The sequence below is a fragment of the Chamaesiphon sp. genome (assembly GCF_041738855.1).
Lineage (GTDB): Bacteria > Cyanobacteriota > Cyanobacteriia > Cyanobacteriales > Chamaesiphonaceae > Chamaesiphon.
In genome coordinates this window covers 1-14239 of record NZ_JBGSPA010000152.1, presented here as the reverse complement: position 1 = coordinate 14239, position 14239 = coordinate 1, and the positions used below count along the sequence as shown (strand labels likewise).

Genomic DNA, 14239 nt, shown 5'->3' with positions numbered 1-14239 from the left:
AGCTTGCAAATCTTGGGGTTCTCGATCGATTTCTAAAATTATCCACTGATTTCCCACAAAGGGTGCAAGGGTTTTGAGCCTTTAGATGTCATAACCTTGCACTCGATCGCTAAAAAAAGGCTCAAAACCCTTGCAGTGACTGGTCTCTGAATTTGTTCAGCAAGCCCTAGTTAAACCAGCCCGCACTAAATCTCAAGATTTAGTGTGGGCTTTTTAGTAGTTAACGTGAATTCGGGTTAAGAAGAGCCTAGAGACTGAAGTCTCTGCTCATGTTGCGAAGTCCGCCTACGCGGACTGATTAGCTAATCCGCATAGGCGGACTTTGTATAGCACTACGTAGTTATGTTGGGACAAATTCTTAGTCCACGAAGGTGGACTTTGCAACCTCAGTGACGATTTCAATCGTTGGCGTGACTGGAACGTAGCAAATATCTTTAACCTGAACTCACGTTAGTTATCAAAATATAGCAATAGCCGAAATAATCTTTAATCTGGAATAGTTGTTGGTGTTTTTAAGACTGTGGGAATAGCGGCTAAGATCCGATCGACTATTTCTGCTGGCGTGAAGTGACGCTCGATCGGAATGTGCAGATCGGCTTCAGCATACCTGTGGCGACGTGTTGTGAGAATTTGAGCTAATTTGGTCTGAAGATCTGCGGCGGCAGCTAGGAGCGGACGTGTGGTGTCATCCTGAAGACGTTCGACTAAGATGTCTATTGAGGGGTCTAGCCAGATGACTAGACCTTGATGTAGGTGGTTCCAGTTTTCGCGATCGATCGGGATGCCACCACCTGTAGCGACGACGAGACGGATGTGCGCGGAGACTTCAGCGAGGACTTGAGTTTCAATTTTGCGAAATTCTGGCTCACCGACAGTTTGGAAGACTTCGGCGATATTTTGAGAGACTAATTTTTCGATAGTAAGATCGGTATCGAGAAAACTATATCCCAATTGTGCGGCAATTAGTGGCCCGATGGTACTTTTTCCACAACCCATCATACCGATGAGATAGATATTTAGTCCTTGCAAATCAAACATAAAACTCTGACGGACGGGGGGATGGGGGCACTGGGGGAAGGGGATCGAGCGTATTTCCGTTACTTCCACCTCAAACCTAAATTACTTCTGAGTCAGATCTACCAATTCCAATTCGCTCAGGCGAAAGGTAACTATTTTGTCCCAGTTACCACCCTCGAAGATGACTGCGGCTTTGCCGTCGGTGACTCGTTGGACGAAGCCCTTGAAATTGTAGTAAATATCGTTACTGTTTTTGACGCGAATAGTCGAACCTGGCAAAATCATGGGGCGATAGCAGTTGTGCTGACAGATAATTAGTCTTTAGTTTAGCGTAAAGAGATCTGCACCGATCGCCACTACTATCGCAAAGATGGATTTTCACTCGGTTTGAGATGGGGTGAGGAGGCAGATGAGATTGTCGTCTTTGGTTTGGATTGCTTTGCGTTCTTCGCGCAATTCTTTCATCAGTCGCGTCACTGTCACGCGAGTAGTCCCGATGGCACTAGCAATTTGGGCGTGAGTGAGTGGGAACGGCAAAAAATACCCTTCCTGGCAAGGTTCGCCAAATTCTTCAATCAGGAGGGTGAGATAGCCGAGTAAGCGTTCGATCGTATGGCGTTGTCCGAGGGTGTTGAGCCATAATAATTTCCGTTGGTGCTGGTAGCGGAAGGAGTCCAAAATCTCGCGGCGAAAACTGGGGAAGTTTTCGAGATCGTGCCAGTACATCCAGAAAATTGAAGTGTTGTCTGTATGGGCGAAAGCTTGGAGCGTGAAGGGAGATCGATCGACAATTTCAAATGGTTGTCCCGCGCCAACAAAACCGAGGAAAGTTTCATCGCCGCTTTGAAGTTGGAACTCGACTGGGGTCGTATTTTGGTGTGGATATGCTGGTGGTGAGGTTTCCGCCGTGCCATTGAGGCGGATCGTCCCCCGCTGAACCAAGTATAGTAGACCCGATCGCGTGGGGATCTGGGCGTCTTTGGCAAATGTGCGGTAACGATAATGTTCTTGTGCCCAATCTAGCAGTCGGTGCCAAGTTGAGAAAGAACGTGTATTATTTTTGGGTGGGGTAGAAGATGATTGCATAACAAACCAGCAGAACGACACATGATTTTCAATGATTCTACATGTATTTTGATGTAGTTAATCGTTTTTATTTTAGTCTGGAGTCTATATACTTGTTTTAAATCGGGGCTTGGGTGTGAGCATTTTTCCAGTTTTTGACTCGATTTTACTACCATTGGCACCAACAATTGCTGGCGCGATTGCTGACTATTGGCAGTTGATGGCTCAGGTAGCCAGCGGGCATCTGTCCCAAAATTGTGACGATGTTGATGCCCAGCTATCGCCAGATGCGATCGATCGGTGGCAGTTGGGGAAGTCGCTGAAGCTCGATCCTACATCACAATACCAGTATGTCAGCCCGATCGCGCATCGATTGGCAGCAAAATCATCATTAACACCACTAAAAATCTGTCAAAAGCTGCAATCGCCGACTTTATCGCCCAAAATCGACGTCAATTCTCGCCTGGAACTAAGTTGTTGGTACAACGACGCTGGCTATATTTACTTTCAGATCGCACCGAGATCGATCGCGTTGTGGTTGGAGTATCTTCAGAATTTACCACTCACTGTGGAGCTGGTTGGGGAGCGATGCTCGACGAGCGATGCTGTGCCACCACGCTTGGCAATTGCCATCTACGCTCATGCCCGCTGCTGTTCGGTGCTGACATTGGCAGCTACCGAGCAAATCATCCAAGTAGCCGCCAACTGGCAAACGATCCCACTTCAGAGATCGAGCGATTCCGAGCGAGGTATCTACCAGGTAAATAGTGGCATTGCCGAGTGGACGAGCATTTTTGACCACCCAGCCGAACAGCGATCGATCCACGCCTTGATGGCAGTTTTAGATGCACTCTCCAGTCATCATTTACCACTCGTTGACCCTTGCGGACTGAGCAAAATTGGGATCTCAATTCGGTGGCGTGATGCCGAGGGTAAGGCTCCGCCAATGCGAAGCGTCTCGAACAGACGCCTCAGTTCTACTGAATCGCCAAATTGGCAGAAATTAACGATCGAGCTAGCTCAAAGCTGGCTAGAATTTTATCGTTACTGTCGGATTTTTGGCGATGTCCACAGTCACAACCCACATCTAGCAATTGCTAGATGTGGGTTAACCGCGATCGTCCGTCGGTATCTACAGGTATTGTTGGAACATCATCTCGGTGTGAGTGCGGCGATCGAGCTTTAGCTGTCGATCTTCGGTGAACGTTTGGATGGTTGAAAACGTCTGAGATCTAGCTGGTGGGCAGCGACTAAAACACATGCGGAGGGAACCTCCGCATGTGTTTTAGTCAAGACAGCGGTTCGCGCATCACGGAGGTTTCCTCCAGATTGAGCGAAACAAGACAGTGCGCACCCTACAATTTTAAAACCTAAAGCCTAAAGCCCAAAGCCTAAAACCTATTCATCCCCAGCCATTGCCGAGCGACCTTGCTTGCCGAGCCGAACAACTAAAAAGTAGCCTAAAGATAAGGTATAAAAAATTAAACCCAAGATGCCGAGAAAGCTGAGAAATTCCGGCTTGGAATTGGCGTGAAAAAATTGGTAATAGAGCCAAGATGGTTGAAACCAAGCCTGACAAGAGTCTGCTGTGGCACTCCCAAAAGCACATGACAGAAATGGGAGCAAAGCGATCGCGCTGAGTGTAGAGTAGAGTGTCGTCGCCCATCGCCAAGATAAGAATCCGAGCTTGAGTGGACTAGCAGGTAGATCGGTAATTTCTTCATTGAGATCTGCCCAAAACCATAATGACAGTGGAATCAATGATTGTCCGACCAAGGATGTGATGAAACTAATTGGCAATCCACCGATCTGTAAATAAACGGTAATCGCTAGCAAGCTAGACACGCGCCAATAGATAATCAGTAAACTCTGGATCGCTGCTGTTTTTTGGACGAATGCCCACAAGATAAGAATTAGCGGTAGCAGCACTGTAAATATTACTGCCAATCGAAAATCCATCCAGATTAACGGTTGAAACCATAATTGAGCTTGATTGGACATTAGCTAGATCTAAATATAAGGAGTTTGCTCTAGAAGATCGGGGTCGATTCAACAGATTTTATTTCCCAATCTTGACATAAACTGTGTCGCTTTAGTTAGGCTTTAAGCTTTAGGCTTTAGGGCTTGGACTGTAGGGTTTTGCTTTGGGATTTTAGGCTTTAGATCTGCGGGTGCGATCGACTAATTTGCCGATACCCAGACCGCGCTTGAAGATGTCGTGGAGTAGCACGTAGAAGCAAGGGATGATAAATAGTGTCAGCAGGGTCGCTAGAGTCAAGCCAGAGAAAACGACAATCCCCAATGGTTGCAAGAACTCTGACCCTTCGCCGATCCCTAGGGCGAGGGGGAACAAGCCTAAGACGGTCGTGACAGTAGTCATCAGGATCGGGCGTAGACGTTGGGGCGCGGCTGTGAGGATGGCTGTCGGTCGATCGAGTCCTTCTTCTGCCCTGATTTGGTTGGCTGTCTCTACCATGATGATCGCGTTGTTGACGACAATCCCGACGAGCAAGACCGCACCGACTACGACGGTAATGCCGATCGCGGTTTGGGTGATATATAAGCCCAACAGTCCCCCGACGAGTGCTAAGGGGACGGTCAAAATAATTACCAGCGGATCGATAATCGAGTTGTACTGGACTGCCATCACCACAAATACCAAAAAGGCTGCTAAACCGCCGAGCGATACCAATGCGCTTTGGAGTTCTTGATTGGTTTGGGCGGCATAGCTGGGTAATAGCGTCACTCCGTCGGGTAGATCCAGCTCGGAGACAATTTGCTGGACTTCAGTGAGGGCGGCACCCAGGCTCGCTCCTTTATTGAGATTGCCTGCGATGATAAACACGGGGCGTTGGTTGATGCGTTGAATCTCACCTGGAGCCTGTCCTTCGGAAATCGTAGCAACATCACTCAATCGCACTAGGGAATTATTATTGACAAATAGCGGAAGTTGTGCTAGCTGAGAGGGTTGCTTGAGTAAGGATTGGTTGAGCTGGACGCGGACATCTACTAGTCGCTCGTTCCGTTGTAGCTGAGTAGGTACAGAACCTTCGATCGCGGTCTGGATCGTGCTGCCGATCGTTTGAGTGGTGAGACCCAGGGCATTAGCACGCTCCCAATTGGGGCGAATTTGGATTTCCGGCTGGCGATCGTCAGCATCAGGACGGAAAGCGGATAATTTGACGCGATCGTCCAGTGCAGCCAATACTTGCCGCCCTGCTTGTCTGAGCACGTCGGCATCTTGCCCCTGGAGGACGACATCGACTTCCGCCCCCCGCACTGGTGAATTGTTTAAGATCAAACCGCGTACCGATCCAGCGGTCACCCGCACCCGAATTCCGGCTAAGTTGAGCCGATTTAGTTCTCTGGTGGTGCGCTCGGTAAATTCCTGGACGTCGCTACCTGACTTGAGGGTGACACTACCAGTACTGCGGGAGGGGTTGGAGGATACTGTATTACCAAACAACGAACCGCCAGCGGTGGTAAAGACATATTGAGTCTCTGGTTGTTTGAGCAGCACATCGTCAACCGCTGCCATCACACGGCGATTGGTAGCTAGTGAGATGCCTGGTGGAAATTGGACAGAGATATTTGCCTGTCCGGTACTAATGCGGGGGAGAATTTCTTGGGGAATCTGCCCCGCCATCAGCACGCCGCTACCGCCCAAGAGGACAAACGCTGCGATGACGATAATCGCTGGATACCGGATGACTTTGGCTAAGATATTGCCATAAGATCGCGTCCCCCCTTCGAGTCGCTGGTTGAATGCCCGTAGTATCCACAGCCGATTTAAGCCACTCGATCGCTCGATCGCGAATAACCGCGCTGAGAGCATTGGCACGACAGTCAGGGCGACAATTAGCGATGCTGCCACCGCAAAGCAGATCGTCAGAATTAGCTCGTTGAATAGTAAGGAAATGAAACCACCCACGAGGATGAAAGGTAGTACCGAAACTAAGTTGGCAGCCGTAGAGGCAACTAGGGAGGATTCTACTTCCTGACTACTAGTTTCGACAGCCGCGATCGCTTGAGTGGCATAGTTGCCGCGATTATCACCATTCTGACTGCGATCGAGTTTGAGTGTCTCGATCCGTTTACTGACATTTTCGAGAATTACGACCGAAGTATCGATCGCTTGTCCGACACTGATTGCCAATCCCCCCAAACTAAAAATATTCAGTGAGAACCCGCTCAATTTCATCACGATGGCGGCGGCTAATGTACATAGCGGAATCGTCAGGGTGATGATAAATGTCTGTCGGAGGGAACCCAGAAAGATAAATACCGAAATCGCCGCCAGCAGCGCACCAGATAGTCCTGATGTAATCACATCTGCCAAAGAGTTGCGGATGAACACCGATTCATCTAACGTTGGCGTAATCGTCATATCTGCCGGAATTGTACCCGATCGTTTTAACTCCTCAATCCGCAGTTTGACCGCCTCTACTACCGATACAGTATTGGCATCGGGCTGTTTCTGGACACTGATTTTGACGGCCTTATTCCGGTTGAGACTGACTAGTACCCGCTCTTCTTCAGTACCATCGGTGACTTGGGCAAAATCCCGCAAATAGACTTGCTGCGCTGGGGTTGGTTGGGTGGTTGTAGCGGCGGTATTGGAAGTGGAGTTCGTCTGAGTAGCGGTACTGGCGATCGCTTGTCCACCACTGGCAAAAGCCAGATCGCGAATCTCGCTGGCATTCTGAAAGCGTCCGACTGCGCGGGTGAGGGGTTCGGAACTGTCGCCGCGAATACGTCCGCCAGAGACATCTTGATTGCGCTGGGTAAGTTGCTCCAAGACAGTCGGTAAACTGATGCCTAGGGATTGGAGGCGATTGAGGTCGATATCGACGCGGACTTCTTCTTGGACGCCGCCAGAGACATCGGCTGCGGCGACACCATCGACAATCCCCAGTTCGCGGGAGAGTTCTTCATCAGCAAAGATCCGTAAGTCTACATCCTTGAGTGAAGGGGCAGTCAGAGCCATTTCATAGACAGGGAGCTGGGAAGGATCGATTTTAAATAAGCGGGGTTCTTCGATCGAGTCGGGTAATTGGTTACGGTTGCGGTTGAAGGCAGCGGTAGTATCATTGAGGGCCTGGTCGATATTACTCCCTGGGTTGAAGTAGAGGTCGAGGTTGACTTGTCCTTCGCGGGTTTGGGAGTAGATTTGGACGACACCATCGGTAGTAGAGAGGGCTTCTTCCAGGGGGCGGGTAATTTCATCGATCGCGACTTCGGGGGAGATGCCTGGGGCTTCAAGGCGGACGCCAATGCGGGGATAGGTGATCGAGGGGAGGAGATCGACGGGTAGCTGGGTGATAAAAAATACGCCGACGATGATGACGGTCAACGTCAGCATCAGAGTACCGATATACTGACGGATCGAGAGGGTGCTAAGGCTAAAGCCGGAGGTAGGAGGGTTTTGCATCGATTACTTGAGGGGTAGGGAAATAGATCTTTCGATGTTCCGGCTTCCTATGGAAAAAGAGCCTACGGTAGATGACTGACTTTGGCGGAGATGGTGTTACCCCCCCAGCCCCCTTTTATAAGGGGGCTTTTATGCCATCCCTTTATAAGGGGAGAGCTTTTCTTGCTCCCTCCTCGCATCTTCGGGGAGGGCTGGGGTGGGGTCAAGGACTATGCAACAACTCAAATAGACTCGACAAGCCTCACTTAGCTGACAAAATACTCAATCGCACCGCTTCCCCATCTTTGAGCGGTCTACCAGCGCGGGAGACATAGCGTTCGCCAGGATTGAGACCGGAGATGATTTGGACTTTACCATCGAGTTGTTGACCCAAAGCAACCGATCGAGCGGTAACTTTCGATCGATCGCCTTGGCGGACGACGACAAATAAAGTCCCGTTAGTACGAGCTGGTGGTACGATCGGATTAGAGTTTGTACTACTTGACGTAGGTTTGGCATTGGCTTTGCCATCAGCGCGGCTAGCTGACGGCTCGTCTTGCAGAGCCGACAGGGGGATGACGACGCGATCGAGTGTCGGCTGCGTGAGGCTCACCCGCGCTAGTAATCCACTGCCAATCCTGCCAGTCGAATTGGGAATCGTCATTTCGACGGGTACTAGCCGCGAAGTGGGATTGGCAGCAGGTGAAACCCGTGTTACCTTGCCGACAAATTGCTGATTGGGGAAAGCATCCAACCGCACGTTTGCAGATCCACCCAATCGCACCTGTGCCAGATCCAGTTCGGAAACTTGCACATTGACCTTGGCTTGACTGAAGTCGCCCAACCGGAGCAATTCGTTACCAACCTGGACAACGTTGCCTACTTCAGTCGATCGCGTCAATACTACCCCAGACAAAGGTGACGTGAGTACTGCGTATGCTCGCCGTGCTTGCTGCTGGGCGAGTACTGCCTGTTGCGCTCCAATCCGACCTTTGGCAACGACGATCGCCTGTTGCTGGACGCGCACCTTTTGTTGAGCCGATTGCAATACTTGGGCTGCTGTTTTGGCTTGGGTGCGAAATTGTTCGGCTTGTTGCTGGGAAACAGCTCCGGCTGTGGCTAAGCTACTGTAACGAGCAGCATCGGACTGGGCTTGCTGGAGTTGCAGCCGTGCCTGTTCTACCTGAATGCTGGCATCGCTTACCTGGGTTTGAAGTTGACTGATTTCGGTGCGCCGCGATGCCAGTTCAGCTGCGGCTTCGGCGGTGGTCGCACTTAGTACTGCATCATCGATTTCTGCCAAGATTTGACCTTGCTGGACGCGATCGCCCACATCCACATTTAATTTCTGAAGTTGACCTTCTGCCTGAGCGCGAATCGCCACCTCCTGTAATGGTTGAGTCGTGCCTGTATATTCTCTCGCTGATTGCAAAGGTGCGACGGTCGCGATCGCCACATCTACAGCCGCCACTTGATTTCGACCTCCTGCCACAGGTCTAGTCGTTTGAGCACCAGCACCATCCTTGGGCGCAGAACAGCTAGAAAGGGCGATCGCGAAGATCGCTCCCGTCCCCCACCGTAGCATCTGCGCTAGATTAGGTCGATCGATTCGTGATGACTTAGACCGTAAAATCATTGGGGGAGGGATGTCAGCAAGCATAAGAATGTATTGGCATCAGAGCGGGTCGATAACGGTCAAACGATATGACTATTGTTGCACGTCAGCATAACAATTATTAACAATTAGCTGGATCTATCGATCGAAGGATTTTGGAACTCGCCAGGGGGTATCGATCGTCACAGACTAAATACGCTCCGGCTGTTTCCGCGCCAAGGTGTAGGGCAGAGTAACAACTACTGTATTAACGATCTTTCCAAATATTCCATCAAAGGACAGAGCTGATTTTCAGTAGATTATGTAATTATCTAATTAACTAAAAGCTATTTTTATCAATCAAAAACTCTAGTCAAAATTACCGTATTCACAACTGAAATATAAATATCAACCATGACATTCAGTCACAGTTCCTCAGATCTCCGACGACAGGTAGCGACTTTCGGTGCCATTGTTGGGAGTATTATTGTCAATACTGTCTCCAATATCTTTCCACCAAATGGTCTCAATGTTGGTACCCTCTCCAATACCCTCCTCGCACCAGTCCAAGTCACTCCCGCCAACTATGCTTTTTCGATTTGGGGGCTGATCTATAGCGGCTTGGTGGGTTATGGGATCTATCAACTCCAACCCAGTCAGCAACAAAATCCGCGCTTACGACATGGCGGTTATCTGCTAGCACTGGCGTGTGTGGCTCAATGCGCGTGGATCTATCTGTTTCTGGCGCGGTTATTTATTTTATCGGTGGTGGCGATGCTGGGCATCTTGGTACCATTAATTTGGTTGTACCACCGCTTGGAAATCGGTCGGGAGCGCGTTTCGCAACTAGAGCGGTGGTTTATCCAGATCCCGATTAGCACTTATCTGAGTTGGATTAGTGTGGCGACGATTGTCAATATTGCCAGCACCCTTTACATTCGTGGCTGGAACGGTTGGGGCATCGCCCCGACTGGATGGACTGTCATCATGATGATAATTAGTGCGGGGATTGCTACTACTGTCTTCACCCAGCGTCACGATCTGGCATATCTATTAGTCACCGTGTGGACATTAATCGCGATCGCGATTCGTCAGATCCAGACGCCGCCAATCGCGGTAGCTGGTGTAGTACTAGCAATCGCGTTGATTTTATTTAGTTTTTCAAGCAAATCCAAATCAGCCATCCAAGTCCACTAGGCTCGATCGAAATCCTTATCGCTGGGTGTTGACAGAACACCCTCGCACGATCGGTGGATATCTATCTAAAGATAGATCTTGTGGAGAAATTTCGCATAAGAACAAAAATACTAGTGCGTTATGGCTTGAGCCTAACACCCTACATCAATCTAGCGGTGGTAGTCACACCCACTCTTAGCTGACCAAAAATTTGCTGATTTGGGATATCGTTCGATCGACAGAGGGAAAACTACTAATTGATATCTAATGTAGGTAAGTGTGAATGTAACTGCAACTGAGATTGAATGTGCTATCGATCGGGGTCAGTTAGATAGTATCCACTGTCAGATCCAGTTAGATCTCATGAGTCGATCGCGAATTCTAGTTAACTCGGTCTGCGGCAAAAAATACTAATTAGTATGAGATGTCCAATAGTACTTTGTTAATGTGTGCGATCGCATTACCCTTTATTTAAACTAAAGCGAGGAGTTATGAAAAAGATTGGAGCCTTATTGATTCCATTGGTTGGATTGGCAATTCTCAGCAGTGCCTGTACGCCCCAAGGCGGCACAGGCACTGGCGGGACAGGCACCGGGACGGGTACTAGTAGTCCAGGTATGAGTCCTACCACTAGCCCTACCACTAGCCCTGCTACTGCGCCTACAACCAGCCCCGCAGCGAGTCCGACTACTCGTCCCTAGCTTCATTGGTCGATCCATCATTTCTAGAGCGATATCAACTAGTCTCGATCGCTGCTCAAAATAGCTTCATTAGACCCCCAAGTCCTCACCCAATCGAGAGCTACTCCCTTCCTAGCCAAGAAATAGACAGTATTGATTCACCATCCACCATTCACCTTTACATTAGATGTCTAATTTTGCACTGGAAAGGGAGTAGGTAACTTAAAAAATGAGCTAAAACTCATTTAATCTTGCTAAGTTCACTATCCAAGAGCATGAGACCATCGCAGCGATCCACAAGGGTCGAGTTAGCGATCGAGCTAAGGGAGATGTCCTGAGACATCTCCCTTCTTTTCGCAAATTTATACTGAATTTTAATATTTTTTAATAATATCTATGTGTGCCTAAGTTGTGAGCATCACAGCGATCGTCATCTGCCATAAGAGAGAACTTAAATGTGAGTTTCTTGATTAGATTGAAATAGCGCATTAAGACAACTTTTACTAGGATCTTGACCGCTTGCTACTAAGTTAAACCATATAGGCTACACGCAACTACTAAGCTGGAAATAGCACCCCACAGGACTACCATGAGCGAACAGAATTCGGTTGACGAGCAAAGCAAAAACCAGAGCTTGGAAAACTATCGGACAGCACCTGGCGAACGACTAACTACCGATGAAGGTCAGCCACTTAGCAATACAGATGATTCACTCAAAGCAGGCGGGCGTGGCCCGACATTGCTGGAAGATTTTCACTTTCAACAAAAGCTATCGGCATTCGATCGCGAACGTATCCCCGAACGGGTAGTCCACGCGCGCGGCGCGGGCGCACACGGGTATTTTCAGCCATACGAAGCGATGTCTGAATTTACCAAGGCAAAATTCTTAGGCGATCCAGCGACCAAAACGCCTGTATTCGTCCGGTTTTCGACGGTGGGTGGTTCGCGCGGATCGGCAGATAGCGTCCGCGATGTGCGGGGCTTTTCAGTGAAGTTTTACACTGAGGAGGGCAACTATGACATCGTAGGCAACAACATTCCGGTGTTTTTCATCCAGGATGCGATTAAGTTTCCCGATATCATCCACGCCGTCAAGCCTGAACCTAATAGTGAGATGCCCCAGGCTTCCACCGCGCATCCCAATTTCTGGGACTTTATTTCGCTAGTACCCGAATCGATGCACATGATTATGTGGGTACTCTCCGATCGGACACTCCCCCGCAACTTTAGCACGATGCAGGGTTTTGGCATCCACACCTTCCGGTGGGTCAATGCTGATGGCAAATCGCGGTTTGTCAAATACCACTGGAAACCGCTAGCGGGTGTTCATTCTAATGTCTTTGATGAAGGTCAAAAGATAGCAGGCAAAGATCCTGACTTCCATCGGCGGACGCTGTGGGACTCGATCGAAATGGGCAACTATCCAGAGTATGAGCTGGGCGTACAGATCGTTGAAGGAGAAGACGAAATGAAATTCGACTTCGATATCTTGGACTCTACCAAACTGATTCCAGAAGAACTGGTACCCGTCCGCCCGATCGGTAAAATGGTACTCAACCGCAATCCTGACAACTTCTTTGCTGAAACCGAGCAAGTGGCTTACCAGCCCTCAAATGTGGTGCCAGGGATTGACTTCAGTGACGATCCACTCCTGCAAGGGCGGTTGATGTCCTACCACGATACCCAGCTCCACCGTTTGGGTAGCCCCAACTTTGTGCATCTACCGATCAACCGTCCCGTCTGCCCCTTTAGCAATAATAACCAAGACGGACGGATGCAGATGGACATCAAAACCAGCTCCGTCAACTACTCACCCAACTCCCTCGGCGGCAATCTTCCCGCGCCAGTAGCTCCAGAGGATGGCGGTTTTGTTACCTATCCCGAACGCGTCGAAGGGCACAAAGTCCGCGAACGTAGCCCCAGTTTTGCCGACCATTTCAGCCAAGCCACCTTGTTCTGGAATAGCCTCTCCACTGGCGAACAAGATCGCCTCGTCGAAGCCGCTCACTTTGAACTGGGTAAAGTGCCTCAAAAAGAAGTCAAAGAGCGGATGCTCCAACGCTTTAATCAAGTCGATGGCGAACTTGCCAAACGTGTTGCCAAAGGTCTAGGAATGCCCGCACCCACCGAGCCAGCGACCCCCAACCACGGGCAAAAGTCCCCCGCACTGAGCCAAGAACACACCACCAAGACCGCCAAAGGTCGCAAAGTGGCAATTCTAGCAGCCGATGGTGTCGATGCCGCTCAGATCGCCATGCTCAAGCAATCCCTGAGCGCGATGCACATCAGCTCGGAGCTAGTCTCCCTCTATGGCGGATCGATCGTCAATAGCGATGGTGGTAAGCTCGAAGTAGACAAGACCTTCTTGACTACTGCATCCGTACTATATGATGCGATCTATGTACCAGGTGGTGCCCAGAGCGTTGAGGCTCTCACCGCCCACGGTGACCCCTTGAGCTTCATTCATGAAGCCTTCAAGCACTTCAAGCCGATGGCAGCAACTGGTGAAGGTGTCGATCTATTGATGCAATCCGACCTCAAAGGGATCGACTCCAGTCAAGTCAATGGCAAGATGAGTGCTCAGTTAGGTGTAGTTGCCAGCCGCGATACCTCGGACATGGCAACCTTTGCCAAAACATTTATCGATGCGATTAAGGAACACCGTTTCTGGACGCGCCCTGTGCCTGGTACGGCATCGGTGAAAGCAGCAGCCCAAAAGATGCTGATGGAAAAAGAACAGGTAGCAGCTTCCTAATTCCATCATCCTTGTCTTCTGGCTAGTGAGGACAGATCCCCGACTGTCTTGTCGTTTTTTGATTCGGGGGTTCCCCCCGAATCAAAACGCCGCTGTCTTGACCCAAATCGCGCTGAGGAAACCGTCTAGCGACACGTCTCGCTCCGCTCGCCTACAGCGCGATTTGGGTCACTGCTTGGTGCGCTAAGCCTGGAGGTTTCCTCCAGGCTTAGCGCATCCGCAAACCGTCGGGAAACAAAGGCGAGCGCGTTGGCAAAGCCTCTGCCTGTGCCTACGGCAGGCTATCGCCAACGCAGACGCCGCTTCTTCGAGAAGTCGGGGATCTAGCGATCGATGTGAGATTTTGGAATTTACAAAAAGCAGAGGCGATCGCTATTACAGTAAGCGATCGCCTCTGCTTTTTGACCTGAGTTCGATGAGGCTAGCCTCATCATCAAATCAATTACCTGACTGTGTTTGAGCCAATCACTACCAATCCTCAAAAACTAAGTGTTTCATAAATTATTATCAATAAGCTCTGCTTGTTGATAATTAGCGGTCAT

10 protein-coding genes are annotated in these 14239 nt (G+C 49.7%); 4 read left to right on the top strand and 6 right to left on the bottom strand.

The annotated features are described in order from the left end of the window. Window positions 1-486: 486 nt before the first annotated feature. The 3 genes from ACEW9I_RS15875 to ACEW9I_RS15865 form a co-directional block, all read right to left on the bottom strand. Window positions 487-1107 (bottom strand): shikimate kinase, encoded by a 621-nt coding sequence (locus ACEW9I_RS15875; protein WP_373541305.1) that lies wholly within the window; start codon window positions 1105-1107, stop codon window positions 487-489. A gap of 12 nt (window positions 1108-1119) precedes the next feature. Beyond that, window positions 1120-1302, bottom strand: a complete 183-nt coding sequence (locus tag ACEW9I_RS15870) for an NAD(P)H dehydrogenase subunit NdhS (protein WP_373541304.1) — start codon at window positions 1300-1302, stop codon at window positions 1120-1122. A gap of 93 nt (window positions 1303-1395) precedes the next feature. Next, on the bottom strand, window positions 1396-2103 hold the full coding sequence (locus tag ACEW9I_RS15865; RefSeq protein ID WP_373541303.1) for a Crp/Fnr family transcriptional regulator: 708 nt from the start codon (window positions 2101-2103) through the stop codon (window positions 1396-1398). Window positions 2104-2218: 115 nt separating this feature from the next. On the opposite strand from ACEW9I_RS15865, the gene ACEW9I_RS15860 reads away from it, so the two are divergent. Continuing rightward, entirely contained in the window at window positions 2219-3268 is a 1050-nt protein-coding gene (locus ACEW9I_RS15860) for a hypothetical protein (protein ID WP_373541302.1), read from the top strand. 212 nt (window positions 3269-3480) lie between these two features. Here ACEW9I_RS15860 and ACEW9I_RS15855 read toward each other — a convergent pair whose 3' ends face one another. From ACEW9I_RS15855 to ACEW9I_RS15845, 3 genes are all read right to left on the bottom strand, one after another. After that, entirely contained in the window at window positions 3481-4083 is a 603-nt protein-coding gene (locus ACEW9I_RS15855) for a DUF3177 family protein (protein WP_373541301.1), read from the bottom strand. 151 nt (window positions 4084-4234) lie between these two features. Then, window positions 4235-7513, bottom strand: a complete 3279-nt coding sequence (locus ACEW9I_RS15850) for an efflux RND transporter permease subunit (RefSeq protein WP_373541300.1) — start codon at window positions 7511-7513, stop codon at window positions 4235-4237. Between the two features lie 241 nt (window positions 7514-7754). Further along, a complete protein-coding gene (locus ACEW9I_RS15845; RefSeq protein WP_373541299.1) occupies window positions 7755-9152 on the bottom strand; it encodes an efflux RND transporter periplasmic adaptor subunit in 1398 nt (465 codons plus the stop codon). A 348-nt stretch (window positions 9153-9500) separates the two neighbouring features. Between ACEW9I_RS15845 and ACEW9I_RS15840 the strand changes: the two genes are divergently transcribed. The 3 genes from ACEW9I_RS15840 (at window position 9501) to ACEW9I_RS15830 (ending at window position 13697) form a co-directional block, all read left to right on the top strand. Further along, complete coding sequence (locus tag ACEW9I_RS15840; RefSeq protein ID WP_373541298.1) at window positions 9501-10283, top strand: tryptophan-rich sensory protein; 783 nt, start codon at window positions 9501-9503, stop codon at window positions 10281-10283. 470 nt (window positions 10284-10753) lie between these two features. Beyond that, entirely contained in the window at window positions 10754-10963 is a 210-nt protein-coding gene (locus tag ACEW9I_RS15835; RefSeq protein WP_373541297.1) for a hypothetical protein, read from the top strand. Window positions 10964-11531: 568 nt separating this feature from the next. Further along, window positions 11532-13697 carry a catalase gene (locus ACEW9I_RS15830; protein ID WP_373541296.1) on the top strand — a complete coding sequence of 722 codons (2166 nt, stop codon included), beginning with the start codon at window positions 11532-11534 and terminating at the stop codon, window positions 13695-13697. Window positions 13698-14239: the final 542 nt, after the last annotated feature.